Genomic DNA, 26,036 nt, shown 5'->3' on the forward strand with positions numbered 1-26,036 from the left:
CTAGGGGGAATAACAACTCCCTAAATACGCGCGCCACGGCCCTGCCGGGCCCGGATGTGTACGGAAGGGACACAAATCACGCAGTTTTGACCAAACTTCGTCCTGAACGCGCGTAGGTTTCGTACGAACCCTACACAACTGGCGGTGCCCTGTCTTTCAGCCCTGTGGACCATGGATCACGGGTGCGACCGTGTCAGGCGGCTTCATCCTGCGCGTTCAGATGCCTGAGCGTTTTCTCCCAAGTCTTTGAAAAGGCGTGCAGTTCTTTTTCAAGCTCTGCGATGTCTCCGGTTTTTGCCGCTGTCTCCGCCCGGCACAGAATATCCCTGACCGCAATCGCCCCGACCGTCGCAGCGATCCCCGCAAACTTGTGCAACTGCCTAGCCATCGATTCAGGATCGATTCTGTCAAGGTTTTCCAGGGCCTTGAGAATGTCTGAGGATTCCTGTGTAAGCCCTTGAACAAGATTGTAAAAACGGTCTTCCGTTAGGGCGGATTTCAGCTGTTTCGTGACCGCCGGATCAAGCGTTTCGTGGAAATCAGCCTTCGGTTGTCTGGGGCCTTTTCCAGTAAGCACCCTCTCCAGATCAGCCATGCGCAGCGGTTTGATATGAACATCGTCGACACCGGATTTCATCAATGTTTCCCGTGTGTTGAAGTCTATATATGCCGAAAGCGCCACGATCCTCGTCCGGGCGCTCGCCCCGTTTCCACTCCGTATCCGCCGCGTCGCTTCCCCCCCGTCGATCCCCGGCATGTTCACATCCACCACAACAAGGTCGAACGACCTGACCCTCGACAGCGCCACGCCGGTTTCTCCATCGACGGCAAGACTTACCCTATGCCCTTGTTTTTCCAGCATGACTTTCAGAACGAAGCGGTTCGTCGGGTTGTCTTCGATGATGAGAATATCCTTCGGCGCGATGCTTTGAGCAACGGTTTTGGACGTATCTTTCAACGCGGCCTCTTGGTCGATCCCCGCCGCCCGCAGCGGCAGCCGCACCCAAAACACGCTGCCTTCCCCCAACAGGCTCTCCACCCCGATATCCCCGCCCATCTGCAACACCAGGTTTCGCGCGATCCCGAGGCCCAGACCTGTCCCTTCGGTGCGCTCCCCATCGGATGAGATCACGCGCACAAAGTCGTCGAAGATGCGCTCCACATCATCTTCTGCAATCCCGATGCCGGTGTCAGATACTTGAATTTCAAAGATATTATCGTGCTTTCCATGCAGTCCGACCCGTGCTGCCTCAATGGATATGCGCCCATTGCGGGTGAATTTTATCGCGTTCGACACGAGGTTCAGCAGAACCTGCTGCACACGGTCTCGGTCGCCCAAGACCGCGCCGACAGGGGCATTCTGAACATGCAGGTCAATGGTATTTCCGTGGGCTTCGGCCACCGCGCCCTGGCTTGTCGCGATGTCCTCGATCAACTGTTCGACATCGAACACCGTCTCCACCAGCGGCAACGGCTCTGCGCTCGACCGGGTTATATCAAGCGCATCATTGATCTGATTGAGCAAAACCTGCCCGGAAGACTTCATGATATCGCTATATCTCGTCTGTTCCGGCGACAAAGGCGTGCTATCCATCAGATCGAGCGTTCCCAATATCCCATGCAGCGGCGTGCGCATTTCATGGCTGATCCGTCCCAGAAAATGCGCCTTGGCCTTTTCGTTGGACAACGCCTTGTCCCGCGCCGCCTGCACTTCAGCCTCCGCCGCCAACCTGTCCGAGATATCGCGGATGAAACACACCCAGACTTCGTCCACCGATCGCGCGGCGACGTTGGCCGAAAGCTCGACCGCGGCCAAACTCCCGTCTTGCCGACGAGCCACGAGAGGCGTGGAATCAGCTTCGCCTTCGCGGACATCTCCGAGAGGCTCATCGCTGATTGCAGTCAGTGTCCTGTCCTCTTCCTGACGGTATAAGACGCCGTAAATGTTGCTCTTTCCGGTTTCTGTATTGTCCGGCCCGAACATGCTCCGGGCCGCGGTGTTAGTCTCGATGATCGTGCCATCCGGACGCACCACCAGAATGGCGTCTTCCGAGGTGTCCAAAATCGTCGAGAGCCGGTTCAGCGTGATCCGGTTCTGAAACGCCCGGTGTCTGTAGAGCGTGTAAAGCCGCCACAAAAGCCACATGAGCGACAGCATCGCCGTTACCATGAGAAGACTCATCAATGCCATTTTCTGCAATGTGCTGGTCAGCGAGGTGCGCTCGGCCTGCGCTGCCTTTGCGCCTATAGAGATTGCTTCGCTGGAGAGCCGCCGGATGGCCGGTGTCAGGGCGTTCGTCGCATCCAGAAGCGTGGCCCGCTCTGCGATCAACGCGGCGTCGGACGTGTCGAAAACCGCAAGCATATCGGTCAGTTCGGAAAAAATGATGTCAAGCTGATGGTCCGCCGCCGAGCCATCCAGAGCCGCGCGGTAACCCGATCCGTTTTTCATCGCGTTCGCGCGGCTGTAGAGGATATCGAACCGCTGCCGCGCATGCGTGATCGTGTCTTCGGTAGGGTCCTCCAGCCGCTCGAGGGCCGTGGCCAGCTTGATCTGCTCGACCTCAAGTTGCGACATCGTCCACTGGATATTGTCGATCGGTGTGCTGCCGTAATGATCCAGTTTGACGAAAACCTGCACCGCCAGAAACGCAGTCACGATCATGCAAACCAAGGACATCGACCCGAAAATGGTGATCTGAACCTTGCGCCGTGAAAGCCGTTTCTGGGTGGTTGAGAAAATCTTCAATGATAAGGTCCGTCTGTGGCCAAGTCTGCAAACTATCGTTTCACGATGATCCGGTCCAGTTGCCATATGCTACGGGAATAATGGATTTCGTTCCTGTAGGCGGGGTTGTCGTCCCAATCAAAAACCAACCACAATGGCCCCTTGTCGCGCAGCAACATCTCTTCTCCGTTGCGTTCATAGGCGAGCAGCGCGCCACCGGGGTAAATATCGTTTACCGGAATTTCCACCCGGTAATCATTGATGGCAACAAGTTCCAAGGTGCCTGTCGTGATGCCGTGGTGAGCCAGCAAGGTGGCCAGCCAGACCCCGGAAAAGACTTGAGGTTCCATCGTCCATATCGTCGTCGTCTCGAAGGAGGCAACGGGCAGGGCGCGCAAGTCCGACAATGTCATTCGAACGGGTAAGATGCTGTTTTCGGGCGATGATTGCTGCTGCTCGGTGTGGATCGATAAGATGACCGGTGTCTGCTCTGCCATGGCGGCAGGGGCACATGGGACCGATAAAGAGAGACACATCAAACCTATGAACGAGACCGCCTTCACGCGCCTGAAACCTCATGTCTTCGGCAAACTCCTGAGGACAGGATACGGTTGTTTGGCGACATCTCGCCAGCATTTTTCTATGCTTGCGGGTAATATGCGCATACACTTTCGCGCAGGAGGCCTGTATTAAACCGGCGTTAACCCTAACAGATGCATGGTTGCGTCTCGACAATGCCGACAGAAACCGGGTGCTTGCAGGAGGGCTCATGCATAAGCTGTTGCTGGCTGATGATCACGGGCTTGTGCGTGAAACGATCGCCGATTACCTGCGATCGCAGGGCGGATTTGAGGTCTCGGCTGCCGGATCGCTGGATGAGGCCATGGCCATCGAAACCGAGCAGGGACCGCATGACCTTGTTTTACTGGATTATTCGATGCCGGGCATGGACACGCTGGCCGGTTTGGCGCGGATGAAAGAGCATGCCGGGTGCCCTGTGGCGATCCTGTCGGGGACGGCGTCGGCGGATGTGGCGCGGCGGGCGTTGCGGGCCGGTGCCGCAGGTTTTTTGCCGAAAACCCTTGGTCCGGATATGCTGATCGCGGCGGTCCATGAGATGCTGGGCGGCGGTATCTACCGGCCGATCGAGTTTCTGGCCGAGGCCGAGGCGAGCCCGCTGGATGTGGCTCTGACGCCAAGGGAACTCGATGTTCTCAAAGGGTTGACCGAAGGCAAGGCCAACAAGGAAATCGCCCGCGAGCTGGACATCCAGGAGGTCACGGTCAAGCTGCATGTCAAGACATTGTCGCGCAAATTGCAGGCTCGGAACCGGACACATGCGGCGATGCTGGGGCGGGACCTGGGGCTTGTCTGAACCGGGTTCGCGGGCTTCGGTATAACGTCGGTATAACGTCGGTATCGCGTCGGTGCGGACATCGGTGTTACCAACCGGCGAAAAACGCCCGCTTGGCACGAAAAAACCCCGCGCCATGTCGGCACGGGGCTTTGGTCCGGTAACACCGCCTTGTAACAGGGTCAGGCCCGGCGGCGACGTCCGCCCGTGCGCCCGCCACGCGCGCCGGCTTCTTTTTCGCCCTCTTTCAGGATGGGCTTGTTGAACCTGATCCACTCGCCGCCATGCGGGTCGTTGTTGGTCAGGAAGTTGGCCGCGCGGATCGCCTCCATCTCCTTGCCGGGGCGTGGCTTGGTGGAGCCGAGGCCGAACAGCTGGCAGAAGGTTTCGTCGTCCATATCCTCGGGCAGCACGATCCCGGCGGCGGTGGCGGCGATCTTGCGCGCCTCGATCTCGGCCTGTTTGACGGGCAAGGCCACCGGGTTCATGATCGCACTGGTCATGCCTGCGCCCATGGCCATCGGCAGGAAGGCATTGTTGATGCCGTGACGGTTGGGCAGCCCGAAGGAGATGTTCGAGGCGCCACAGGTGGTGTTGACCCCCAGCTCCTCGCGCAGGCGGCGCACAAGGGTGAAGACCTGAATGCCCGCCGTGCCCATGGCTCCGATCGGCATCACAAGCGGGTCCACGACGATGTCATGTGCTGGAATGCCGTAATCGGCGGCGCGTTCCACGATCTTCTTGGCGACGGCAAAGCGCACGTCGGGATCTTCGGAGATGCCGGTGTCGTCGTTGGAGATCGCCACCACGGGCACGTTGTATTTCTTGACCAGCGGCAGAACGAGTTCCAGACGGTCTTCTTCGCCGGTGACCGAGTTCAGCAACGGGCGGCCTTCACAGGCGGCCAGACCGGCCTCGAGCGCGCCGGGCACCGAGCTGTCGATGCAGAGCGGCACATCGACAAGCCCCTGCACCAGTTCGATCATCTTGCGCATCAGGGGCGGCTCGGTCTCGTTCGGATCGGGGTTCGAGTTGTAGACGACGCCCGCGTTGATATCGAGCACGGTGGCGCCGGCGGCGACCTGTGCGATGGCATCCGACTCGACGGTCGAAAAGTCACCGGCCTCGAGTTCGGCGGCCAGTTTCTTGCGGCCGGTGGGGTTGATCCTCTCACCGATCACGCAAAACGGCTGATCGAAGCCGATAATCGCGGTCTTGGTTTTGCTTTCGACGACTGTTCGGGTCATGTATCCATGTGTCCTTCGGTCAGGTGGCGTTTGCGGGTACGGCGGACGCGCCGCCGTTTTCGATCGCCCAGGTGGCGTTGGTCTTGATGCCGCCCAGTGGGAAGAAATGAACCGCCTCGATGTTGAAATCGGGGTTGGCAGCCTTGTGGGCCGCCAGGTCCGCCAGAACATCGGTCGGCTCGTAGGGGAGCAGCAACTTGGAGACATCCATAGCGCGTTTCTGCAGCACCTTCAAAGACGGACCGACACCACAAGCGATGGCGAATTTGATGAGGGTCTGCAGCTTGGCGGGACCGGCGATGCCGATATGCACCGGCAGCGTGATGCCTGCCGCGCGCAGACCATCGGCCCAAGCGATGATTGGCTTCGCGTCAAAGGCGAATTGCGTGGCAAGGGCCATCTGAGCATCGGTGCGTTCGGACAATTTCTGTTTCCACTGAAGGGCGTCTTCGACGTTCTTCATCCCGCCCGAGGGGTCGATATCGCGGTTGCCTTCAGGGTGACCGGCGACATGCAGGCGCTTGAAGCCCGCACGGTCGAAAGCGCCGGATTCCATCAGCTGCATCGAGCTGTCGAACTCACCATGCGGCGTGGTCACGCCACCGGCCAGCAACAGCGCCTGATCGACGCCCGCCTCGCCCTGATAGCGGGCGATCCAGTCTTCAAGCATCGCCTTGTCGCGGATGATGCGCGCCGGGAAATGCGGCATGACCGGATAGCCGTCACGCGCCAGACGCGCGGCGGTGGCGACCATGTCCTCGATCGGGGTGCCTTCGATATGGGCGATATAGACCCGCGTGCCTTCGGGCAGAAGATCGCGGAAATTCTCGACCTTTTCGGCCGTGCGCGGCATGACCTCGATCGAGTAGCCTTGCAGGAAGGCTTCGACCTGCGGGTTTACGGGGGTGGGCGCTTGCGCGCCGGCATCACGTTTTCTGAAGTTCAACAAAGCCATTGCGGCCTCCCATAGGGATGCTGGCGTCATGCCCAGCCATCATTGGCGATCAGGGCTTTGATGCGGTCCTGATCGTACTCCGCTTCGAGCCGGGTCGCTTCGGCTTCGGCCACGTCGGCCGGGTCGCCTTCGACCTGATAAGGGGCCGCCTTGCGCCATTCGGCGAGGTAGGCGTCGGTTTCGGCCGCACCGGTTTTCATCGCTGCGCGGTCGATCGCCTGTTCAAACCGTTCGGCGAGTTGCTTTTTGGCGCCGCGACGGCCTTTTCCGACAATCACTTGTGCGGGTATGTCCCGCCAGTAGACGATAGTGACGTCAACCATGGCTGATTCCTCTTACTCGGTGGACCCTCTCTAATGCAGGGAGGACGTGTCGCTTGGTCGGTTTTCGACAGAACGCGCGCGCCATGCGACGTGCAGACATTAGTGCGAACCGCGCGGCGCCGCCACAGGGCGGATGGCGAAAAGCTTTCATGATGTTTATGCATGCCGGCAAAGCTTGCGCAGGGCGCCGCAAGGCACTACCTTTGGGATAACTCGAAATGGAGGGCGTATGACATGGCGCCCAAGCGTCCCGAAAGTGCGGGCGCTATCCCGAAAACGGTAGAGAGCCCCGCACTGAGCTCCCTTGGTCCGGCCGACTTTTATGCGGCGCTGGACCTTGGCACAAACAGCTGCCGGATGCTGATTGCCCGTCCTGACGGGGATCAGTTCAAGGTGGTGGACAGTTTCTCGAAGTCGGTCCAGCTTGGGTCCGGCTTGGAGAAATATGGCCGATTATCGCGTTCTGCGATCATGCGGACGCTGCAGGCGCTGCGCGTGTGCCAGCAGAAGATTACCCGACACAAGGTCAAGAGGATGCGCCTTGTCGCGACCGAAGCCTGCCGGCGCGCTGCCAATGGAGAGGCGTTCCTGAGCCGGGTGCAACGCGAGATCGGTCTGCAGCTGGACATGATCCAGCCGCAGGAAGAGGCGCAACTTGCGGTGGTGTCCTGTGCGCCGCTGGTCAATCCGGGCACCGAGCAGCTGCTGGTGGTGGATATCGGCGGCGGATCGACCGAGCTGGTGTGGATAGATCTGCGCGACGTGCCGCCGGTCGAGCGCGCGCAGGCGATCATGCGGATGCATGGCGGCTTTCATTGCAGCGAGACGGGTCGGGCTTCGGCGCGGGTGGTGGACTGGATCAGTGTGCCGCTTGGTGTGGCCACGCTCCGCGATCAGTTCCGAGACGTCGAGGATGACAGCGCGCGCTTTGCCTTGATGAGCTGGTTTTTCGAGGAGAACCTTGCGGAATTCGCGCCCTACAAGAACGAACAGACCCGCGAGGGGTTTCAGATCATCGGCACCTCGGGGACGGTCACGACCGTTGCGGCCAGCCATCTGGGTTTGAAGCGCTATGACCGCAACAAGGTGGATGGGTTGTGCATGACCAGCGACGAGATCGATCTGGTGATCCGCAAGTATCTGGCGCTCGGGCCGTCGGGCCGGCGCAAGGATCCGCGGATCGGGTTGGACCGGCAGGCGCTCATCATGTCGGGGGCGGCGATCCTGCAGGCGCTTCTGCGGTGCTGGCCGACGGACCGGCTGTCGGTGGCGGATCGGGGTCTGCGCGAGGGTATGCTCTATGCGCTGATGTCACGCGATGGCGTGCTTGAAGATAGGACGAAGTGATGGCCAAGGGACCGGATGGAAAGAACACCTCGGGGCGCGGGCTGCGCGACCTGACGGTCAAGGTCAAGACGGCACGGGGGCGCAAGGCCTCGTCGACGCGCTGGCTGCAGCGGCAGCTGAACGATCCTTATGTGCAGCGTGCGCAGGCCGAAGGGTATCGGGGGCGCGCGGCCTACAAGATCATGGAGCTGGATGACAAGTTCCGGTTTCTGGTGCCAGGGGCAAGGGTGGTCGATCTGGGTTGTGCGCCGGGCGGCTGGTGCCAGGTGGCGGTGCCGCGCATCAATGCGCTTGGCGACAAGAGCGGCAAGGCGCAGGGCTTCATTCTGGGCATCGATCTGCAAGAGGTCGAGCCGATCGCGGGATGCGTTCTCAAACAGCTGGATTTCATGGCCGATGATGCCGATGTGCTGGTCAAGGAATGGCTGGGCGGCAAGGCCGACGTGGTGATGAGCGATATGGCGGCGGCCAGTTCGGGCCACAAACAGACCGACCATTTGCGCATCATCGCGCTGTGCGAGGCGGCGGCTTATCTGGCGTTTGACGTTCTGGACGAGGGCGGCACCTTCGTGTCGAAGGTTCTGGCCGGGGGCGCGGAGGGCGAGCTGCAGAAACTGCTCAAGCAGCGCTTCACCAAGGTGGCCAATGTCAAGCCACCCGCATCGCGCGCCGACAGTTCCGAGAAATTCGTCGTGGCCACCGGTTTCAAGGGCTGAGCACGAGGCCTGATCCTTTGGTCGGGCGAAGGCGGCGCGAAAGAGCGTTCGGCGGCCGCGAGAAAGGCCAGGGCGTGGTCTGGATCAAGGGCTGTCGGTTGCGGCACAGCAGGGCGCGCACCTCCCGGCGGTTTTGCTGGCGCATCAGTTCGAACAACCGCGCGCGCGCGGTGTGCGGATAGCTTTGGGCGGCGGCGGGCACGGGTTCGATCTCCATGAAACGCAGTTTGAACGTGAAAGATTGCCATGCGATTAAGGCAATTCCGGTGCCAAGATGCAGCGAGACCATGGAGAATTCGGCGCAAAGGGCTTTGGCCAGCCAAGGCGTTGCATGGCTGCGAAGATATGCGCGGCGTTCACCGCGCCCATGTCGGGCAATAGGCAGACGGCTCAGTGAAATCCCAGATTGGCGGGAAAGCGCATGGCTTCCACTTCGGCTTGTGAGGCGTGTCGGCTTGAGGGGCAAAGCCTGTTGGGCTGGACGCAGGGCCGAGACCGGGTAGGGGTCGCTTGCGTGCCCAAGTGCTACAGTCGCACGTCTGATTTGAGGGAGGGTCGCCAAGCGGTTCCGGCTTTTCACACCAGCGTTTCGTCTGGAATGAATGGCGGAGAGACAGGGATTCGAACCCTGGGATCCCGTGAAGGATCAACGGTTTTCGAGACCGCCCCGTTCGACCACTCCGGCACCTCTCCGCGGGGTATGGAGGCTGCGTGTAATTGCCTTTGGCGGGCATGACAAGGGGGTTTTCCGTTGTTTGTGATGAGAAAATGCCTAGGTTCTCGAAAGTCAGCAGGCATCGGAGGACACGGCATGGCAAGGACGCGTCAAATACCCTCGATTTTGTTCAAGATGGTGGGGCTTGCGGTGCTGTTGGCCCTGCTGTCCGGCTTGCCTGTGAAAGCGGCGGATCGGGACCGGCTCAAGGCGTTCTTGAACGTGACCGGCTTTGATGTCGCGCTGGACAGTATCGCGCTGTCGGCGGCGGATGCGCCAGAGATGCTTGGCATGTCGGCCAGCGATTTCGGGGAGAGCTGGACGCGGATTGCCGAAAAGGTGTTCGACACCGACATCATGCGGGGCATGGCGCTCGATATTCTGGAGCAGACGCTGAGCGATGACGATCTGGCACATGCGGCGGCCTTCTATGCCTCGCCCCTTGGGATGCGCCTTGTGGAGGTCGAGAACGCCTCGCATATGGATGCGGATGACGCGCGAAAACAGGCTGAGGGCGAAGATCTGGTCGCGGCGATGGTTGCCGGCAGCGATGAGCGGCTGGATGTGCTGGTGCAGATGAACGCGGCGGTCGACAGTGGAGATGTCGCCGTGCGCGCGGTGCAGGAGATCCAGCTGCGCTTTTTGCTGGCGGCCAGCACGGCCGGGGTGTTGGAACAGGAGTTCGACGAAGAGATGTTGCGGGCCTTGATGAAGGAAACCGAGGGGGAATTGCGCCTGAGCATGCGACGGTCGGCGCTTGCGTCGGCGGCTTATACCTATCGCGATATCAACGACGAGGATCTGCGCGCGTATCTTGCGGCTTTGGAAGATCCGCAAATGCAACGCGTTTATGAATTGATGAACGCGGTGCAATGGGAGATCATGGGCAACCGTTACGAGGCGTTGGCCATGCGGATGGCCGAAATTTCCGGAGGTCAGGATCTGTGATCGTGGAGATGGTGAAAGGCGGCCTTGTGGCCTTGGCGATCAGTCTGGGCTCTGCCGGAGTGGCAGTGGCGCAGGATGCGGAGATTGAAGACCTTTCAAAGGCGCTGCGCCTGTCCGACACGGTCGCCATCATGCGCGATGAGGGGCTGGTCTATGGCCGCGATCTTGGGCTCGAGATGCTGCCCGAGGGGGATAGCAAAGGCTGGCAGGACGTCGTGTCGCGGATCCATGATGCCGACAAGATGCAAGCCTTGGTCGAGGCCGGTTTTGCCGCAGCGCTCGAGGGCGAGGATGTCGCGCAGATGTTGGCGTTTTTCACGTCGGAGCGCGGGCAAGAGATCGTCGGTCTGGAACTGGCCGCGCGGCGGGCGTTCATGGATGATGCCGTGGAAGAGGCGGCGATGGACCGGAGCGAGCGTCTGCGCGACCGGGATGCGCCGATCCTGGAGCGGATCGGGAGGCTGATCGCGGACAGTGACCTGATCGAGCGCAACGTGATGGGGGCGCTGAACACGCAACTTGCGTTTTATCAGGGGCTGATCGATGGCGGGGCGTTCGAGATGTCGCAGGATGATGTGCTCGCGGATGTCTGGGGGCAGGAGGACACGCTGCGCCGCGAATCGCGCGACTGGCTCAACGGGTTCCTGCTGATGGCCTATGAGCCGCTGGCGCCCGAGGATCTTGACGCCTATGCCGAGTTCTATCGCAGCCCGGCGGGGGCAGCGCTGAACTCTGCGGTTTTCGCGGCCTTCGACCGGATGTACGAAGAGCTGTCTTATCTGTTGGGACGCTCCATCGCGCAAAGACTGCAAAGCGAGAAGCTTTGAACGGGAAAACCGCGCCACCCCCTTGACTTTGGGCGGCATCTTTTGAATAAGCGCCCATCTCGGCAGGGTGGACCTGCACGGGAGATGTAACTATCGCTCGCACTGGGCGCGCTGCTCGAGGTGGCTTTTGGCCGGAAACTCCCGACATGGGGACCACAGAGCGCGGCAATCGAAAAGGAAACGAAGATGTTCGCGGTTATGAAAACCGGTGGCAAGCAGTACAAGGTGCAGTCCGGCGACGTTCTGCGCGTTGAAAAGCTGGCAGCCGATGCCGGTGAGAAAGTTCAGTTCAACGATATCCTGATGCTGGGTGGCGATACGCCTGTCATCGGTGCGCCCTTTGTGGCGGGGGCTGCTGTGCAGGCCGAGGTCGTTGACCAGATCAAGGGTGACAAGGTCATCCACTTCGTCAAGCGCCGCCGTAAGCACGGCTCGAAGCGCACGAAGGGGCACCGCCAGCAACTGACGCTGCTGCGGGTGACCGAGATCCTCGAGAAGGGCGCCGACAAGTCCGGCGTCAAGGCCGCCGTGGGTGCGGGTTCTGTCGCAGCGGTCGCCGCTGGCGCAGCCGAAGCGAAAGCCCCGTCCAAGAAGGCCGAAAAGAAAGACGCAGCACCGGCAAAGAAGGCCGATGTGACCGGCGATGACCTGAAATTGCTGTCGGGCGTCGGTCCCGCGCTGGAAAAGAAACTGCACGAGGCGGGTGTCACCACCTTCGCGCAGATCGCGGCGTGGACGGATGCGGATATTGCTGATATGGACGAGAAATTGTCGTTCAAAGGCCGGATCGAGCGTGAAGGCTGGGTCGAACAGGCCAAAGAACTGGCCAAGGGCTAAAGGAGCAACACGATATGGCACATAAAAAAGCAGGCGGTTCCTCCCGTAACGGTCGCGACTCCGCGGGTCGCCGCCTTGGCGTTAAGAAATATGGCGGCGAAGCCGTTATCCCGGGCAACATCATCGTGCGTCAGCGCGGGAACAAGTTCTGGCCGGGCGCCGGCGTAGGGCAGGGCAAGGATCACACCTTGTTCGCCTTGGAAGGGGGCGCCGTGAAGTTCCACAAGGGGCTGAAGGGTCGGAAATTTATTTCGGTGCTGCCAGTCGCGGAGGCGGCCGAGTAAGCCAATCCTGACAGGGTTCAGAAATTGGGGGATCGGCGGAACCGCCGGTCCCTTTTCTTTTTCCGTCGGTCCGGATTTGAGGAGGTCGGGACCACACCGTGGACGGCGGGCGCTGCGGTGATGACGGATACCAGCAGGTGGAGGAGAAAGAGTATGAAACACGATCTGATCGTGAGCCAGCCGATGATCGAGACCGAGCGTTTCGATCTGCGGCCGCTGCGGCTGTCGGATAGCGGCTTGATCGATCTGCACGCGGGCGATGCGCGTGTGGCCAAGGCAACCACCTCGATCCCGCATCCGTTGCCGCCGGGCACGACCGAGGCGTTCATCACGCGGGCGCAGTCCGCAAACCGGACAGAAGATGTCTGGACGATGGATGGCACGAAATCGGGCGGTCCCGAGGTGATGGGCGTCATCAGTCTTGACCGGCTGGAGCGGGGGCAATGCGAGATTTCGTTCTGGGTGGCACCCGCCTATTGGAATACAGGGGTGGCGTCTGCGGCTGTTGCGGCCCTGATCGGGGCCAATCCGCTGGAGTGCCGCACGATCTTTGCCACGGTTTTCCAGGACAATCCGGCCTCGGCGCGGGTTCTGACGAATTCAGGGTTCGAATATCTGGGGGATGCCGAGACATTCTCGGTTGCAAGAAACGCAAAGGTTCCGACATGGACCTACAGCCTCAAAATGGATTGAGGCCGACCACGCCTTTGCATAAGGAGAAGACATGAAATTTCTCGATCTGGCAAAGGTTCACATTCGCTCGGGCGCGGGCGGCGGCGGGTGCATCAGCTTCCGCCGTGAAAAGTTCATTGAATACGGTGGCCCGGATGGCGGCGATGGCGGCAACGGCGGTTCGGTCTGGGCCGAGGCGGTGGATGGGCTGAACACGCTGATCGACTTCCGCTATCAGCAGCATTTCTTTTCCAAGAACGGTCAGCCCGGCATGGGCCAGCAGCGCACTGGCAAGACGGGCGACGACATCGTGTTGCGGGTGCCGGTCGGGACCGAGATCCTCGATGAGGATCAGGAAACGGTGATTGCCGATCTGACCGAGATTGGACAGCGCGTCTTGCTGGCCAAGGGCGGCAATGGCGGTTGGGGCAACCTGCATTTCAAGAGCGCGACCAATCAGGCGCCGCGCCGCGCGAATCCCGGCCAGCCGGGCGTCGAACGGACGCTTTGGCTGCGGCTGAAGCTTATCGCGGATGTGGGCCTCTTGGGGCTTCCCAATGCCGGAAAATCAACCTTTCTGGCCGCAACCTCGAACGCGCGGCCCAAGATCGCGGATTACCCGTTCACCACGTTGCATCCCAATCTGGGTGTTGTGGGGATCGATGAGGTGGAATTCGTGGTGGCCGATATTCCGGGCCTCATCGGGGGGGCACATGAGGGGCGGGGGCTGGGAGACCTGTTTCTGGGCCATGTGGAACGCTGCGCGGTGCTTCTGCATCTGGTGGATGGCACGTCGCAGAGCATCGCCGAGGATTACCAAACGATCATCCACGAGCTTGAAGCCTATGGCGGGCATTTGGCCGACAAGCCACGGGTCACTGTCCTGAACAAGATCGACGCGCTGGATGATGAGGAACGCGCGGCGGCGCGCGCCGAGTTGGAAGAGGCCTGCGGCTGCGAGGTGCTGGAGATGTCCGGCGTCGCCCGGCAGGGCGTGACCGAGGTGCTGCGGCGCCTGCGCCTTGAGATTGACGACGATCGCCTGCGCACGCGCATTTCAGAGGATGAGCCGGAACCGTGGCAGCCGTAGAAGATGCAAAGCGCCTTGTCGTCAAGATCGGCTCGGCGCTTCTGGTGGATCGACAGACGGGACGCTTGCGCGCTGAATGGCTGCGCGCACTGACCGAGGACGTGGCCCGCATTCGCGCCCGTGGCACGGATGTGATCCTCGTGTCTTCGGGATCGATCGCCCTTGGGCGGGGAGCGCTTGGACTGCCGGCCAGCGAATTGTCGCTTGAGCAAAGTCAGGCCGCAGCCGCGGTCGGGCAGATCGAACTGGCGCGCGCTTATGCCGAGGCGCTCAATCAGCATGACATCCGCGCCGCCCAGGTTCTGGTGACGCTGGAGGACAGCGCTGATCGGCGCCGCTATCTCAATTCCCGCGCCACGCTGGAGCAACTCCTGATGCTGGGTGCCGTGCCCATCGTCAATGAAAACGACACCGTGGCCACCGATGAGATCCGCTATGGCGATAATGACCGGATGGCGGCGCAAATCGCGGTCACGGCGGGCGCGGATCAGCTGATCCTGCTGTCGGATGTGGATGGGTTCTATTCGGCCAATCCCGCGCTTGATCCGAGTGCCAAGCGCTTCGACGTGATTGCCCAGATCACGCCCGAGATCGAGGCGATGGCGGGCGATGCCGGGTCCGGGCTGTCCAAGGGCGGCATGAAGACCAAGCTGATGGCGGCCAAGACGGCGACAGCGGCGGGCTGTGACATGGCGATCACCGAAGGTTCGGTGCTCTATCCGATCCGCGCGCTGGAAGAGGGTGCTCCGGCCACCTGGTTCACGGCGCAGGGCGATCCGCAGCAAAAGCGCAAAGCCTGGATCGGCGCGATGAAACCCAAGGGGCGCGTTTTCGTCGACAAGGGGGCTGCCGGGGCCTTGCAGCGGGGCAGCAGCCTGCTGGTGGCGGGCGTGGTGCGGATCGAGGGCGCGTTCGGGCGCGGTGATCCGCTGGAAATCGCCGACGAGGCGGGCCACAGGCTGGGTCAGGGGCTGACGCGCTATGATGCGCAGGATGCTGCGAAAATTCGCGGCCTGCGCTCGGATCAGGTGGAACAGGTGCTGGGTTATCCTGCGCGCGGGCCGCTGATCCATCGCGACGATATGGCGTTCTGAGGCGCACCAATGGTAGTCTTTGCGCAAACCGAAAGGACATTCAGATGAAAGATCATGGTGACATTCCCCAGTTGATGGCCGATATCGGACAGCGCGCCAAGGCGGCGGCGGTCGAGCTGTCGGTTGCCAGCGCCGAGGCCAAGCGCCATGCGCTCGAGGCGGCGGCGGATGCCGTCTGGGCGCAGCGCAGCGAGATCATTGCGGCCAACGGCAAGGACTTGGACTATGGCCGGGACAAGGGGCTGTCCGAGGCGATGATGGACAGGCTGCTTTTGTCGGAGGATCGGATCGCGGGCATCGTCGAGGGGCTTCGCGCGGTGGCGGCACAGGATGATCCGGTGGGCGAAGTGCTGGCGGAATGGGACATGGCATCGGGTATTCACATTCGCCGGGTGCGCACCCCCCTTGGCGTAATCGGCGTGATCTATGAAAGCCGGCCCAACGTGACGGCGGATGCGGGGGCGCTGTGCCTGAAATCCGGCAATGCCGTCATCCTGCGGGGCGGGTCGGAAAGCTTCCACTCATCAGGCGTGATCCACGCCTGCCTCGTGGAGGGGCTGAGGTCGGCAGGATTGCCCGAGGATGCGATCCAGCTGGTTCCCACCCGTGATCGCGCCGCCGTTCAGGAAATGCTGACCATGGTTGACACGATAGACGTGATCGTTCCGCGCGGCGGCAAGGGGCTTGTGGGGCTGGTGCAGCGCGAAGCGCGGGTGCCGGTCTTTGCCCATCTCGAAGGGATCGTGCATATCTATATCGATCGTGACGCGGACCCGGAAAAGGCGCTCAAGGTCGTTCTCAATGCCAAAACCCGCCGCACGGGGATTTGCGGTGCCGCCGAATGCCTGCTCATTCACCGCGATGTGGTGGACACGATCGGCCAAGGCGTGATCCGCGCGCTGTTGGATGCCGGTGTGGAGGTGCGCGCCGATGCGACGCTCAAGGCCATCGCAGGCACGCAGGCGGCAACCGAAGAGGACTGGGGCCGCGAATATCTTGATTCGACCATCGCCGCGAAAGTGTTGGAGGACGAAGAGGCCGCGATTGCCCATATCCGGCGCTACGGCTCACAGCATACCGATTGCATCATCACCGAGAACGACGAGGCGGCGGAGATGTTCTTTCGTCGTCTGGACAGTGCCATCCTCATGCGCAACACCTCGACCCAATTCGCCGATGGTGGGGAGTTCGGCATGGGCGCCGAGATCGGTATCGCGACCGGCAAGCTTCATGCGCGAGGGCCTGTTGGGGCGGCGCAACTGACCAGTTTCAAATATCTGGTCGAAGGAGACGGGGTTGTTCGGCGTTAAACCGTGATCCGCGCGCTGTCTTCAGTCAGGCTGCAGGCGCAGGTCCTGCCCAGATCCGTCAGGATCAGCGGGAGAAGCAAGAACTGCACCGCCGCCGGGGGGATGTCTTGCGGTACGGGTTGCCCGGTCAGGCTTCCCCACAATCCGGGATCGGCGCGCAGGCGTGGGCTACGGGCTTCGATCTGCCAATGCTCACCGACCTCATGAACCCGCAGCTGCCCCCCGACACCCAGCCCGTGCTCGGCGCACAGAACAGCAAGCAGAACGGCTTGGGCCATGGCGCGCGGCAGGCTTCTATCAAGGGTGGTCTCGATCTCGATCCGGGTGCCGCCGTAGATCGCGTTGAGGATCTCGTTCACCTCTTCGGCGGCGACCATCTGACTGTCGGAGGCGATGCCGAATGTCAGCCGAAAAAAGCGGATGCGGGCCTTGGCATGCGCGGCGCTTTCGCTGACCAAAGCCATTTCAGGACCGTCCGACGCGCCGGCAAACTGCATCAGCTCCATCCCGTTCGCCACGGCGCCGATCGGACTGATGAGATCATGGCAGATGCGCGAGGCTGTCAGGGCGGCTATGTTATGGCTATGGTAGGGCATGAGGCTCACTCCGGAAGGCGGGTGCATAGATGACGGAACTCAATTCGCTGCTCGAACCCGGGATGCTGGTGACGCATCCACAACAACCCGATTGGGGCGTGGGGCAAGTGCAGTCCAATATCGGCGGGCGCATCACTGTGAACTTTCGCGAGGTCGGCAAGATGGTGATCGACGGGAGTCGCATCTCTCTTGTCATGGTTATTGAAGACTGAAGGCGGTTACCAAATCATTAATGGAAAGCTGGCCGCCGCGACCTGACTGCAGAACGTTGCCATCACGCCATGGCTTGACTAAAACCCCGGAAATGACCGATGGGATCCGAGGCAGATGGAGTCGGAAAACGGCCCGCAGTTTCGCGTAAAGCTGGCGAGTACCGACGCGGAACTGCGCGCGGCGCAGCGCCTGAGATATCGCGTTTTTGTCGAGGAACTGGGCGGTGACGGACCGATGGTGGATCACGATTCCGGTCTCGAACGGGACAGGTTCGATCCGTTTTTCGAGCATCTCATCCTTCTGGACGAGGCAAAAAATGGCTCTGTTGTAGGGGTTTACCGGCTGTTGCGCGATGATCGGGCACAGCGGGCCGGGCAATTCTATTCCGAGGATGAGTATGATCTTGGCGTGTTGAAGCGATCCGGGCGCCGATTGATGGAGTTGGGTCGCTCCTGCCTTGATCCGGAGTATCGCGGTGGGGCCGCGATGCTGCATCTGTGGAACGGGCTTGGACAATATATCGCCGCCCACGACATCGAGATCCTGTTCGGTGTTGCCAGTTTCCATGGCACCGATCCGCAGTCTTTGGCCCAGCCCCTGTCCTTGCTGCATCATCGCTACCTCGCCCCGTCCGAGTTGCGGGTCAGGGCGCGTGAGGATCATTTTCAGGCGATGGACATCATCCCGGAAGCGGAACTCGATCGCCGGGCTGCGATGTTGCAAGTGCCGGCGTTGATCAAGGCCTATCTGCGATTGGGCGGCCATGTCGGCGAAGGCGCCTTTGTCGACCATAGCTTCAACACCACGGATATCTGTCTGGTGATGGATACAAGCCGTATGAGTGACCGAAACAAAAGCATTTATAATAATAGGGTTACGCCGTGACGTTCACGTGGAATGGTCACGGTGAAGAGCCGCCTCCAAGCGCCGCTCCGGGTCTGGGTGGCTGGCTGCGCGTTATCCGGCGCGGAGGGGCGCTGGCCATGGTGTTGGTCATGGGTGTCGCGCTGATGCTGCTGGTGCGCGGCGTGGAGCGTCCGCTGTTCGGATTGGGCCGGCCCTGGACGCCATATATCACGCAATGGGTCTGCCGGGCGGCGTTCGTGATCCTCGGAATGCGCCACGACACGCGCGGACAGCCCATGCAAGCGCATGGCGCTGTGGTGGCTAACCATTCGTCTTGGCTTGATATTTTCGCCCTCAATGCGCGCAAGCGGATCTATTTCGTCTCGAAATCCGAGGTCGCGGGCTGGCCCGGGATCGGCACGCTGGCAAGGATCACCGGGACGGTGTTCATCAATCGCACCCCGTCAGAGGCGAGGTCGCAACGCGATATGTTCGAGGCGCGCCTGCAGGCCGGGCATAAGCTGCTGTTCTTCCCCGAGGGGACCTCGACCGACGGGATGCGAGTTTTGCCTTTCAAATCAACGCTTTTTCAGGCGTTCTTCAGCTCGAACATCATCCATGACCTGCATATCCAGCCCGTGACCGTGATCTATCGGGCGCCACAGACCGAAGACCCGCGCTTTTACGGCTGGTGGGGTGATATGGAGTTCGGGGGGCATCTGCTGAAAACCCTTGCAGCAAAGCGTCAGGGCGGGGTCACGGTGGTCTATCACCCCCCCGTCAGGGTCGAGGCCTTCGCCGATCGCAAGGCGCTCGCGGCGCATGTCGAAGAGGTGGTGCGCAGCGCCATGCCCGAGGATCGGCGCGCGCCCGGATGAGGTGTGTGCGATTTGTACGAAACCGACACGTGTTTAGGACCAACCTCGTGTCTTTTACCGAAATTTGTGTCCATCCCGTACACAAACAGGCGCAAAACCCGGCCCCGGATCACCCCATGGCCGCGATCAGCTTGCCCAGGGCGCCGGCGGGATCCTCGGTGCTCCAGATCTCGTCGCCGATGCCGAAGAAATCCGTGACCGGCGCCAGGGCGGCGATCAGCTGCGCATCGAGCGCGCCTTCGGCCACCACCGGCAGTTCGATCATATGCGACCACCAGTCGAAGAGCTCATGTTCGGCCATCGACCCGTCACCAAGCGCCGAGGCACCGACGGGGCCGAAGCTGATGTAATCGGCGCCCGCCTCGCCGGCTGAGATGCCTTCGTGGCGCGATGTGCCGCAAAACGCGCCGATGATGGCGTCGGCACCCAGCTCCTTGCGGGCCTTGCGCACCGAGCGCGCCCCGTCGGTCAGATGCACGCCATCGAGCCCCAGCCGCTCGACCAGCATGATGTGGCTGTCGATCACCAGCGCCACGTCCCGCGCATGGGTCACCTCGCGGCAGGCATCCGCGGCGCGCGCCAGCCGGTCCTCGTCGCGGGTGGCCATGGCCAGACGCACACAGGCGATGTCCTGTGCGTCCAGAACCGCCGCCAGCCGGTCGGGAAAGTCCGACAGCTCGAAATCGGGCGGTGTGATGAGATAGATCTGCGGCTGCTCGGTTTCGGCCATGGTCTTGTCCTGACGTTTCTTTGCGCCCCTATAGCCCGGATCAAGGGGGCAGGCCAAGCGCAGGTTGCGCCGGGGCTTCTTCTGGCCGGAAATATCCCGGGGGAGGCGTTGAAATCCCCCTTCAGGGATTTCAACGTCGGGGGCTGGCCCCCCTGCGCGGCTGATTATCCCGCGGACCGGCGGGCATGGAAGACGAAGCCCAGCAGGTTCAGCAGCACTTGCGCCGCCAGAATCGCGGTTGATCCCGTCGGGTCATAGTCCGGCGCCACCTCGACCAGATCGATGCCCACGATCTCGTGGTCGCGCGCCACCTGCTGCAGAAGTTCCAGCACCTCGTAATAGAGAAACCCGCCATGGCTGGGTGTGCCGGTGCCGGGCGCAATCGAGGGGCAGAAGGCGTCGATGTCGAGCGTGACATAGACCCGCGCGCCCTTGGGGATGCGGGCGGCGGTCGCCTGCGTCCCCAGACGGCGCATCTGGCGCACCGACAGGATATCCGAGCCGCGCGCGCGGGCGTCGTCATAGCCCTCTTTCGAGGTCGAGCTGACATTGCGGATGCCCAGTTGCGTGAGACCCGTCACATAAGGCTGTTCGGCGGCACGGCGCATCGGGTTGCCGTGGCCGTGGCGCACGCCGTGGCGTTCATCGACGAAATCGAGATGGGCGTCGATCTGCAGCACATGGATATCGCCCTGATCGTCGAAGGCCCGGATGCAGGGAATGTTGATCGAATGATCGCCGCCGATCACCACCGGAAGCGCCCCGGCCTTAAGGATCGCACGCACGCCGGTTTCGATATTGGCGTGGCTTTTCTCGGTATCGGTATGGACGATATCGGCATCGCCGATATCGACGATACGCACATCGCCGGGCAGATAGGTGGCGTCGTCCTCGTGATCGTAGGCGCCGGCATGGCCGAAGCTGAAGAGCGTCGAGGCCTCGCGCACGGCGCGAGGGCCGAAGCGCGCGCCGGGGCGCCATTGCGTGCCGAAGTCGAAAGGCGCGCCGAGAATGGCGGCATCGGCCTCGATGCCGCCCCAGTCGGCCACATAGGGGCGTTTGCCGAAGGTCGAGATTCCGACGAAGGGCAGGTCGAGCCGTCCGCCCTCGTATCCGTGTGTGGCCATGGGAAATCCTCGTGTGATGGGTCGTGGCGCAGGCTGGCCCGAAACGTCGCGCCCGGCAAGGCGAGAATGGCCTTTCGCCTGCCTTTGATCCATGCGATAGGGAAGCGCCAAACGATCTGCCCATGGAGAGACGCAATGGAGATTCGTGAGGCGCTGACCTTCGATGATGTTCTGCTTGTTCCCGCAAAGTCGAGCGTGCTGCCCAGCACCGCCGATACACGCACGCGGGTAACGGGGTCGATCGACCTCAATATTCCCCTTCTCAGCTCCGCCATGGACACCGTGACCGAAAGCGGCATGGCGATCTGCATGGCGCAGACCGGCGGTATGGGTGTGATCCACCGCAACCTGACCGTCGAGGAGCAGGCGCGAGAAGTGCGCCGCGTCAAGCGCTTCGAATCGGGGATCGTGTACAACCCGATCACCCTGACCCCCGACCAGACGCTGGCCGATGCCAAGGCGCTGCAGGAGCGCTACAATGTCACCGGCTTCCCGGTGGTCGATGACAAGGGCCGGGTCGTGGGGATCGTGACCAACCGCGACATGCGCTTTGCGGATCGCGATGACACGCCGGTGCGGGTGATGATGACCTCGGATAACCTCGCGATCCTGCAGGAGCCTGCGGATCGCGAAGAGGCGAAATCGCTGATGAAGGCGCGGCGGATCGAGAAATTGCTGGTGACCGATGGCGATGGCAAGTTGACCGGTCTTCTGACGCTGCGCGACACCGAACAGGCGGTGCTGAACCCGACGGCCTGCAAGGACGATCTGGGCCGGTTGCGGGTGGCGGCGGCCTCGACCGTGGGGGATGCCGGGTTCGAGCGGTCGGCGGCTCTGATCGATGCGGGGGTCGATCTGATCGTGATCGACACCGCGCATGGCCATTCCGAGGGTGTGGCGATCGCTGTGGAGCGGGTCAAGGCGCTGTCCAATCGGGTGCAGGTGATGGCCGGCAATGTCGCCACGGCGGAAGCCACACGTGCGCTGATCGATGCGGGGGCCGATGCGGTCAAGGTGGGCATCGGCCCCGGCAGCATCTGCACCACGCGGATGGTGGCGGGTGTGGGCGTGCCGCAATTAACCGCGATCATGGATTGTGCGCAGGCGGCGGGCGATGTGCCGGTGATCGCCGATGGCGGCATCAAGTTTTCAGGGGATTTCGCCAAGGCGATCGCGGCGGGCGCGTCCTGTGCGATGGTCGGCTCGATGCTGGCGGGCACGGACGAATCGCCGGGCGAGGTGATTCTGTATCAGGGGCGTACCTTCAAGGCCTATCGCGGGATGGGCAGCCTTGGCGCCATGGCGCGCGGCTCGGCGGATCGGTATTTCCAGAAGGATGCCGCCAGCGACAAGCTGGTGCCCGAAGGGATCGAGGGGCAGGTGCCCTACAAGGGCGGTGCGGGCAACGTGCTGCACCAGCTGGTGGGCGGGCTGCGCGCCGCGATGGGCTATACCGGCTGCGCCACGGTCGAGGAGATGCGCCGTGATTGCAAATTCGTGCGGATCACCGGCGCGGGCCTCAAGGAAAGCCATGTGCATGACGTGCAGATCACCCGCGAGAGCCCCAATTACCGGATCGGCTGAGGCGCGTTTACCGGGCGGTGAGCCATGACCCCCGAGGCGCGCATTCAGGCCGCGATCGAGGTGCTAGACGGGGTTCTGGCAGGCGATGCGGCCGAAAAGGCGCTGACCTCCTGGGGGCGGCGGTCGCGCTTTGCGGGCTCGAAGGACCGCGCGGCGGTGCGCGATCACGTGTTTCAGGCGCTGCGCTGTCGGCGCTCTTATGCCTGTCTGGGCGGGGCCGAGACCGGGCGCGGGCTGATGCTGGGCGCGCTGCGTGCGGGCGGAGTGGCGCCTGAGACGGTGTTCACGGGGCAGGGCCATGCCCCCGAGGTGCTGAGCCAGCACGAGGCGGCGGCAGGTGCTGCGCCGGTGACGGTGGGCGACAGGCTTGATCTGCCGGACTGGATGGTGCCGCTTTTCGAGGCGGCGCTCGGGGATGGGGCCGAGGCGGCGGCGGTGATGCTGCGCGAGCGGGCGCCTGTGTGCTTGCGGGTCAATATTCGCATGAACTCCGTCTCAGAAGTTATTGAATACATGATGGAAAGCGGGATTTCGGTTCGGCGGACCGAGGTCGCCGAAGAGGCACTCATTGTCACTGAGGGCGCGCGCAAGGTGGCGCAATCGGAGCTCTATGCGAGGGGTGGCATCGAGCTGCAGGACGGCGCAAGCCAGGCGGCGATGGCGGCGTTGGAGATCACGCCGGGCGCGCGCGTGCTCGATTACTGCGCAGGCGGCGGTGGCAAGGTGCTGGCGCTGGCGGCGCGGCATGATGCGATGTGGTTCGCCCATGACGCCGATCCGCGGCGAATGGCGGATCTTCCGGCGCGCGGGGCGCGCGCTGGTGTCGAGGTGACACAGCTGGAGGTGGGGGATTTGGCTGCGGCGGGGCCGTTCGATCTGGTGCTGTGCGATGTACCCTGTTCGGGCAGCGGAACTTGGCGGCGCGCGCCGGATGCCAAATGGCGGCTGACGCCGGAGCGGCTTGATGCGCTTTGCGCGATCCAGAGGGAGATTCTGGAGAGTGCCGCGGCGCTGGTGGCCCCCGGCGGGCAGTTGGTGCTGACGACATGCTCGGTGTTTCGCTGTGAGAACGAGGATCAGAGCGCGGCATTTTTGCAGAGCTATCCCGCATGGGGCGAAACCCTGCGCCGCCGCTGGCCGGTATCGGCCGAAGGCGACGGGTTTTTCCTGTCGGTTTTCAAGAGGATATGAGGCGGGCCTGCGTGCTCCCGAAAGCTGGCCCTAAAAAAGCTCCCGCGTTAACCCCTGTTTAAGTCGTTTCGGGCAAACTGCTGTGGCAGCGAGGTGCGAGACGAGTGTGACAAGGTGGCCGAGACGACGCAATTCATTCTGCCGGTGCGGCGGGCGGTAACGGACCTGCAGCCGCGTGCGGGGCTTCTTGTCCTGTCGGCGGCTCTTTTTGCGGCAACGGGGTGGCTGCTCGGGCCGGGGCCGGGGCAAGCGGTGCTGTTTCTGGTGGCCGGAACGCTGGCGATGTGCGCAGGCTGGAGCCATGTGATCGCCCGTGCCGGGCAAAGATCGCGCGACAGCGCGCGCGGTGCTTTTTCCAGCATATTGGATCATGACAGCGCGCCCAGCCTTGTGGCGGATGTCGATGGGCGTCTGGTCTATGTCAACCCTGCAGCCGCGGAGCAGCTTCTTATCGACCGCGCGACAACGCTGGTCGCGGCCTTGCGGTCCTGCCTCGCCGATCCGGGGCTGATTCTCTTTCGTCTTGAAAGTCGGGCGCAGGCCACCGGAGCCGCACAGGAGGATGTGGTGACGCGCAGCGGTCATCTGCGGATCAGCGCGCATCGAGTGGGCGATGATCTGCTGCTCTGGCGGGTCGAGAAATCCGCCGACCGGCCGCAATCCCAAGGCGACGCCTCCCCTTTGCCGATGTTGACGGTGGGGCGCAATGACACGATCCTGTTCATGAACGCGGCGGCCCGTCATCTTGTGGGCGACCGGCTGCGATCGCTCGACCAGCTGTGTCCAAAGCTTCCGCTGCGCTCTGGTGCGATGAATGCAATCACCACGCGCGACGGTGCGCAATCCTGTCTGATGGTCGAACTGGAAGGTGTGGCGGGGCGCCGTGAAGTGTTCCTTTTGCCGGGGATCGCCGCGCCGGAATACCAGCCAGACGGGTGGGCGTTTTTCGATGAATTGCCGGTGCCCTTGCTGAAACTTGCGGCGACGGGCGAGGTGCAGCTGTCCAACCGGCCCGCGCGCGACCTGCTTGGCGTGGATCGGTGTCAAAATGTGCGGCTCGGGGATCTGATGGAAGGGTTGGGCCGGCCGATCACGGATTGGCTGGGCGATGCGGCTGCGGGACGCGGCACGGTGCATTCGGAATTCATGCGTGTGCGGCGCGACGATAAGGAAGTCTTTGCGCAAGTGTCGCTCAATCGTGTTGTTGAAGACGGGCAAGCGGTGCTGATCGCGGTGCTCAGCGATGCGACCAAGCTCAAATCGCTGGAAGCGCAATTCGTCCAGTCTCAGAAAATGCAGGCCATTGGTCAGCTTGCCGGTGGCGTGGCGCATGATTTCAACAATCTTCTGACGGCGATTTCAGGGCATTGCGACCTGCTTTTGTTGCGGCACGATCAGGGGGATGGCGATTATGCCGATCTCGTGCAGATCAGTCAGAATGCCAATCGAGCGGCGGCGCTGGTCAGCCAGCTGCTGGCCTATTCCCGAAAGCAGACGCTGCGCCCGGAAATCATGGACCTGCGCGATATGCTGGCGGATCTGACCCATCTTCTCAATCGGTTGGTCGGCGAGAAGGTGAGCCTGCTTCTGCGGCATGATCCGGTTCTGGCGCGGATTCGCGCGGACAAGCGGCAGTTGGAGCAGGTGTTGATGAACCTTGTGGTGAATGCGCGCGATGCCATGCCACAGGGTGGGGAGATCCGCATCGTGACCGAGAACCTGCTGCTGGACGAACCGTTGCGCCGGGGGCGTGCGGTTGTTGCGCCGGGGCGGTATGTCTCGGTGGTGGTGAGCGACGAGGGCGTCGGGATCGCGCCAGACAAACTGCAGAAGGTGTTCGAGCCATTTTATTCCACCAAACGCGTGGGCGAGGGGACGGGCCTTGGTCTGTCGACGGCTTACGGAATCGTGAAGCAGACGGGCGGGTTCATTTTCGTCGAAAGCGCACCGGGGCAGGGCGCGCGTTTTCAGGTGCTGTTGCCGGCCCATCAGGACGAGGCCCCGCCCCGTTCCGCTCCCGAGGCGCCGCCGCGGATCGCGGGGGGGCGATCGGACGGGGTTGTTCTGCTGGTCGAGGACGAGGCGCCGGTGCGGGCCTTTGCCAGCCGGGCCCTGCAGATGCGGGGCTTTACCGTCCTCGAGGCCGAGTCGGCCGAGGATGCGCTCGAGCTTCTGGCGCAGAAGGACCTTGTGGTGGATGTCTTCGTGACCGACGTGGTGATGCCCGGTCTGGACGGGCCGTCATGGGTGCGGCAAGCGTTGCGCGACCGGCCCGGTGTGCATGTGGTGTTCATGTCGGGCTACGCCGAGGAGACCTTCAGCGACAGTCAGGCACAGATCCCGAATTCCGTTTTCCTGCCCAAACCGTTTTCGCTGACCGAACTGACCGATATCGTTCAGCGCCAGATGGCATGACCGATGGTC

26 protein-coding genes and 1 tRNA gene are annotated in these 26,036 nt (G+C 62.4%); 17 read left to right on the top strand and 10 right to left on the bottom strand.

Annotation, left to right across the window (positions count from 1 at the left end; genetic code table 11):
• Positions 1–193 precede the first annotated feature (193 nt).
• Together RAZWK3B_RS13285 and RAZWK3B_RS13290 are read right to left on the bottom strand one after the other, a co-directional pair.
• On the bottom strand, positions 194–2,749 hold the full coding sequence (locus RAZWK3B_RS13285; RefSeq protein WP_007815951.1) for an ATP-binding protein: 2,556 nt from the start codon (positions 2,747–2,749) through the stop codon (positions 194–196).
• A gap of 32 nt (positions 2,750–2,781) precedes the next feature.
• On the bottom strand, positions 2,782–3,225 hold the full coding sequence (locus RAZWK3B_RS13290) for a putative pterin-binding protein (protein ID WP_050774244.1): 444 nt from the start codon (positions 3,223–3,225) through the stop codon (positions 2,782–2,784).
• A 272-nt stretch (positions 3,226–3,497) separates the two neighbouring features.
• Here RAZWK3B_RS13290 and RAZWK3B_RS13295 point away from each other — a divergent pair, with 272 nt between their 5' ends.
• A complete protein-coding gene (locus tag RAZWK3B_RS13295; protein ID WP_007815953.1) occupies positions 3,498–4,103 on the top strand; it encodes a response regulator transcription factor in 606 nt (201 codons plus the stop codon).
• 161 nt (positions 4,104–4,264) lie between these two features.
• Here RAZWK3B_RS13295 and RAZWK3B_RS13300 read toward each other — a convergent pair whose 3' ends face one another.
• The 3 genes from RAZWK3B_RS13300 to RAZWK3B_RS13310 are packed head-to-tail and all read right to left on the bottom strand — an operon-like array spanning position 4,265 to position 6,607.
• Positions 4,265–5,329: a methyltetrahydrofolate cobalamin methyltransferase gene (locus tag RAZWK3B_RS13300; protein WP_007815954.1), complete on the bottom strand. Its 1,065-nt coding sequence runs from the start codon at positions 5,327–5,329 to the stop codon at positions 4,265–4,267.
• Between the two features lie 19 nt (positions 5,330–5,348).
• Positions 5,349–6,284, bottom strand: coding sequence for a methylenetetrahydrofolate reductase (locus RAZWK3B_RS13305; RefSeq protein ID WP_007815955.1), 936 nt, complete (start codon positions 6,282–6,284; stop codon positions 5,349–5,351).
• A gap of 26 nt (positions 6,285–6,310) precedes the next feature.
• Positions 6,311–6,607, bottom strand: a complete 297-nt coding sequence (locus tag RAZWK3B_RS13310; protein ID WP_007815957.1) for a virulence factor — start codon at positions 6,605–6,607, stop codon at positions 6,311–6,313.
• 234 nt (positions 6,608–6,841) lie between these two features.
• Here RAZWK3B_RS13310 and RAZWK3B_RS13315 point away from each other — a divergent pair, with 234 nt between their 5' ends.
• The gene (locus RAZWK3B_RS13315) at positions 6,842–7,954 is read left to right on the top strand and encodes a Ppx/GppA phosphatase family protein (protein WP_007815959.1); all 1,113 of its coding nucleotides are present in this window, start codon (positions 6,842–6,844) and stop codon (positions 7,952–7,954) included.
• Positions 7,954–8,670 carry an RlmE family RNA methyltransferase gene (locus RAZWK3B_RS13320; RefSeq protein WP_007815961.1) on the top strand — a complete coding sequence of 239 codons (717 nt, stop codon included), beginning with the start codon at positions 7,954–7,956 and terminating at the stop codon, positions 8,668–8,670. The genes RAZWK3B_RS13315 and RAZWK3B_RS13320 overlap by 1 nt, the downstream gene beginning before the upstream one ends.
• Here RAZWK3B_RS13320 and RAZWK3B_RS13325 read toward each other — a convergent pair.
• Both RAZWK3B_RS13325 and RAZWK3B_RS13330 read right to left on the bottom strand, forming a co-directional pair.
• Positions 8,660–8,887 carry a hypothetical protein gene (locus tag RAZWK3B_RS13325; RefSeq protein WP_157132257.1) on the bottom strand — a complete coding sequence of 76 codons (228 nt, stop codon included), beginning with the start codon at positions 8,885–8,887 and terminating at the stop codon, positions 8,660–8,662. The genes RAZWK3B_RS13320 and RAZWK3B_RS13325 overlap by 11 nt on opposite strands.
• A 386-nt stretch (positions 8,888–9,273) precedes the next feature.
• Positions 9,274–9,363: transfer RNA gene (locus RAZWK3B_RS13330), tRNA-Ser, on the bottom strand.
• 118 nt (positions 9,364–9,481) lie between these two features.
• On the opposite strand from RAZWK3B_RS13330, the gene RAZWK3B_RS13335 reads away from it, so the two are divergent.
• The 8 genes from RAZWK3B_RS13335 (at position 9,482) to RAZWK3B_RS13370 (ending at position 16,447) form a co-directional block, all read left to right on the top strand.
• Positions 9,482–10,333, top strand: a complete 852-nt coding sequence (locus RAZWK3B_RS13335; protein WP_037295816.1) for a DUF2059 domain-containing protein — start codon at positions 9,482–9,484, stop codon at positions 10,331–10,333.
• 8 nt (positions 10,334–10,341) lie between these two features.
• Positions 10,342–11,160 carry a DUF2059 domain-containing protein gene (locus RAZWK3B_RS13340; protein ID WP_232279537.1) on the top strand — a complete coding sequence of 273 codons (819 nt, stop codon included), beginning with the start codon at positions 10,342–10,344 and terminating at the stop codon, positions 11,158–11,160.
• A 186-nt stretch (positions 11,161–11,346) separates the two neighbouring features.
• Positions 11,347–11,997 carry a 50S ribosomal protein L21 gene (locus tag RAZWK3B_RS13345; RefSeq protein WP_007815968.1) on the top strand — a complete coding sequence of 217 codons (651 nt, stop codon included), beginning with the start codon at positions 11,347–11,349 and terminating at the stop codon, positions 11,995–11,997.
• A gap of 14 nt (positions 11,998–12,011) precedes the next feature.
• Positions 12,012–12,281: a 50S ribosomal protein L27 gene (gene rpmA, locus RAZWK3B_RS13350; RefSeq protein ID WP_007815970.1), complete on the top strand. Its 270-nt coding sequence runs from the start codon at positions 12,012–12,014 to the stop codon at positions 12,279–12,281.
• A gap of 153 nt (positions 12,282–12,434) precedes the next feature.
• The gene (locus RAZWK3B_RS13355) at positions 12,435–12,974 is read left to right on the top strand and encodes a GNAT family N-acetyltransferase (RefSeq protein WP_007815973.1); all 540 of its coding nucleotides are present in this window, start codon (positions 12,435–12,437) and stop codon (positions 12,972–12,974) included.
• A gap of 31 nt (positions 12,975–13,005) precedes the next feature.
• Positions 13,006–14,043, top strand: a complete 1,038-nt coding sequence (obgE, locus tag RAZWK3B_RS13360) for a GTPase ObgE (protein WP_007815975.1) — start codon at positions 13,006–13,008, stop codon at positions 14,041–14,043.
• Positions 14,031–15,137, top strand: a complete 1,107-nt coding sequence (gene proB, locus RAZWK3B_RS13365) for a glutamate 5-kinase (protein ID WP_007815977.1) — start codon at positions 14,031–14,033, stop codon at positions 15,135–15,137. The genes obgE and proB overlap by 13 nt, the downstream gene beginning before the upstream one ends.
• Before the next feature lie 44 nt (positions 15,138–15,181).
• Positions 15,182–16,447: a glutamate-5-semialdehyde dehydrogenase gene (locus RAZWK3B_RS13370; protein ID WP_007815979.1), complete on the top strand. Its 1,266-nt coding sequence runs from the start codon at positions 15,182–15,184 to the stop codon at positions 16,445–16,447.
• Here RAZWK3B_RS13370 and RAZWK3B_RS13375 read toward each other — a convergent pair.
• On the bottom strand, positions 16,444–17,043 hold the full coding sequence (locus RAZWK3B_RS13375; protein WP_007815981.1) for a histidine phosphotransferase family protein: 600 nt from the start codon (positions 17,041–17,043) through the stop codon (positions 16,444–16,446). The genes RAZWK3B_RS13370 and RAZWK3B_RS13375 overlap by 4 nt on opposite strands.
• 29 nt (positions 17,044–17,072) lie before the next feature.
• Here RAZWK3B_RS13375 and RAZWK3B_RS13380 point away from each other — a divergent pair, with 29 nt between their 5' ends.
• The 3 genes from RAZWK3B_RS13380 to olsA all read left to right on the top strand — a co-directional run bounded on the left by RAZWK3B_RS13380 (position 17,073) and on the right by olsA (position 18,980).
• On the top strand, positions 17,073–17,255 hold the full coding sequence (locus RAZWK3B_RS13380) for a DUF3553 domain-containing protein (protein WP_007815983.1): 183 nt from the start codon (positions 17,073–17,075) through the stop codon (positions 17,253–17,255).
• Between the two features lie 115 nt (positions 17,256–17,370).
• Positions 17,371–18,141: an L-ornithine N(alpha)-acyltransferase gene (olsB, locus tag RAZWK3B_RS13385; RefSeq protein ID WP_007815984.1), complete on the top strand. Its 771-nt coding sequence runs from the start codon at positions 17,371–17,373 to the stop codon at positions 18,139–18,141.
• On the top strand, positions 18,138–18,980 hold the full coding sequence (gene olsA, locus RAZWK3B_RS13390) for a lyso-ornithine lipid O-acyltransferase (protein WP_050774245.1): 843 nt from the start codon (positions 18,138–18,140) through the stop codon (positions 18,978–18,980). The genes olsB and olsA overlap by 4 nt, the downstream gene beginning before the upstream one ends.
• Before the next feature lie 109 nt (positions 18,981–19,089).
• On the opposite strand, the gene RAZWK3B_RS13395 is transcribed toward olsA, so the two are convergent.
• Positions 19,090–19,710 carry a thiamine phosphate synthase gene (locus RAZWK3B_RS13395; protein WP_007815988.1) on the bottom strand — a complete coding sequence of 207 codons (621 nt, stop codon included), beginning with the start codon at positions 19,708–19,710 and terminating at the stop codon, positions 19,090–19,092.
• A gap of 164 nt (positions 19,711–19,874) precedes the next feature.
• Positions 19,875–20,837: an agmatinase gene (gene speB / locus RAZWK3B_RS13400; protein ID WP_007815990.1), complete on the bottom strand. Its 963-nt coding sequence runs from the start codon at positions 20,835–20,837 to the stop codon at positions 19,875–19,877.
• A 135-nt stretch (positions 20,838–20,972) separates the two neighbouring features.
• Between speB and guaB the strand changes: the two genes are divergently transcribed.
• From guaB to RAZWK3B_RS13415, 3 genes are all read left to right on the top strand, one after another.
• Complete coding sequence (guaB, locus tag RAZWK3B_RS13405; protein WP_007815991.1) at positions 20,973–22,421, top strand: IMP dehydrogenase; 1,449 nt, start codon at positions 20,973–20,975, stop codon at positions 22,419–22,421.
• A 24-nt stretch (positions 22,422–22,445) separates the two neighbouring features.
• Positions 22,446–23,612, top strand: a complete 1,167-nt coding sequence (locus RAZWK3B_RS13410) for an RsmB/NOP family class I SAM-dependent RNA methyltransferase (protein WP_007815993.1) — start codon at positions 22,446–22,448, stop codon at positions 23,610–23,612.
• A 114-nt stretch (positions 23,613–23,726) separates the two neighbouring features.
• Positions 23,727–26,027 carry a hybrid sensor histidine kinase/response regulator gene (locus RAZWK3B_RS13415; RefSeq protein WP_007815994.1) on the top strand — a complete coding sequence of 767 codons (2,301 nt, stop codon included), beginning with the start codon at positions 23,727–23,729 and terminating at the stop codon, positions 26,025–26,027.
• Positions 26,028–26,036 lie beyond the last annotated feature (9 nt).

The organism is Roseobacter sp. AzwK-3b, from assembly GCF_000170875.1.
GTDB lineage: Bacteria > Pseudomonadota > Alphaproteobacteria > Rhodobacterales > Rhodobacteraceae > Roseovarius > Roseovarius litoreus.

Bases quoted from the DNA above. Each gene is read 5' to 3' on its own strand.
- RAZWK3B_RS13315 (WP_007815959.1), top strand. From the start codon at position 6,842: ATGGCGCCCAAGCGTCCCGAAAGTGCGGGCGCTATCCCGAAAACGGTA.
- RAZWK3B_RS13370 (WP_007815979.1), top strand. From the start codon at position 15,182: ATGAAAGATCATGGTGACATTCCCCAGTTGATGGCCGATATCGGACAG.
- RAZWK3B_RS13410 (WP_007815993.1), top strand. From the start codon at position 22,446: ATGACCCCCGAGGCGCGCATTCAGGCCGCGATCGAGGTGCTAGACGGG.
- obgE (WP_007815975.1), top strand. From the start codon at position 13,006: ATGAAATTTCTCGATCTGGCAAAGGTTCACATTCGCTCGGGCGCGGGC.
- RAZWK3B_RS13380 (WP_007815983.1), top strand. From the start codon at position 17,073: ATGACGGAACTCAATTCGCTGCTCGAACCCGGGATGCTGGTGACGCAT.
- rpmA (WP_007815970.1), top strand. From the start codon at position 12,012: ATGGCACATAAAAAAGCAGGCGGTTCCTCCCGTAACGGTCGCGACTCC.
- speB (WP_007815990.1), bottom strand. From the start codon at position 20,837: ATGGCCACACACGGATACGAGGGCGGACGGCTCGACCTGCCCTTCGTC.
- RAZWK3B_RS13375 (WP_007815981.1), bottom strand. From the start codon at position 17,043: ATGCCCTACCATAGCCATAACATAGCCGCCCTGACAGCCTCGCGCATC.
- RAZWK3B_RS13310 (WP_007815957.1), bottom strand. From the start codon at position 6,607: ATGGTTGACGTCACTATCGTCTACTGGCGGGACATACCCGCACAAGTG.
- RAZWK3B_RS13355 (WP_007815973.1), top strand. From the start codon at position 12,435: ATGAAACACGATCTGATCGTGAGCCAGCCGATGATCGAGACCGAGCGT.
- RAZWK3B_RS13395 (WP_007815988.1), bottom strand. From the start codon at position 19,710: ATGGCCGAAACCGAGCAGCCGCAGATCTATCTCATCACACCGCCCGAT.
- RAZWK3B_RS13340 (WP_232279537.1), top strand. From the start codon at position 10,342: ATGGTGAAAGGCGGCCTTGTGGCCTTGGCGATCAGTCTGGGCTCTGCC.
- olsB (WP_007815984.1), top strand. From the start codon at position 17,371: ATGGAGTCGGAAAACGGCCCGCAGTTTCGCGTAAAGCTGGCGAGTACC.
- RAZWK3B_RS13300 (WP_007815954.1), bottom strand. From the start codon at position 5,329: ATGACCCGAACAGTCGTCGAAAGCAAAACCAAGACCGCGATTATCGGC.
- RAZWK3B_RS13335 (WP_037295816.1), top strand. From the start codon at position 9,482: ATGGCAAGGACGCGTCAAATACCCTCGATTTTGTTCAAGATGGTGGGG.
- RAZWK3B_RS13295 (WP_007815953.1), top strand. From the start codon at position 3,498: ATGCATAAGCTGTTGCTGGCTGATGATCACGGGCTTGTGCGTGAAACG.
- RAZWK3B_RS13290 (WP_050774244.1), bottom strand. From the start codon at position 3,225: ATGGCAGAGCAGACACCGGTCATCTTATCGATCCACACCGAGCAGCAG.
- RAZWK3B_RS13305 (WP_007815955.1), bottom strand. From the start codon at position 6,284: ATGGCTTTGTTGAACTTCAGAAAACGTGATGCCGGCGCGCAAGCGCCC.
- RAZWK3B_RS13325 (WP_157132257.1), bottom strand. From the start codon at position 8,887: ATGGAGATCGAACCCGTGCCCGCCGCCGCCCAAAGCTATCCGCACACC.
- RAZWK3B_RS13345 (WP_007815968.1), top strand. From the start codon at position 11,347: ATGTTCGCGGTTATGAAAACCGGTGGCAAGCAGTACAAGGTGCAGTCC.
- RAZWK3B_RS13320 (WP_007815961.1), top strand. From the start codon at position 7,954: ATGGCCAAGGGACCGGATGGAAAGAACACCTCGGGGCGCGGGCTGCGC.
- guaB (WP_007815991.1), top strand. From the start codon at position 20,973: ATGGAGATTCGTGAGGCGCTGACCTTCGATGATGTTCTGCTTGTTCCC.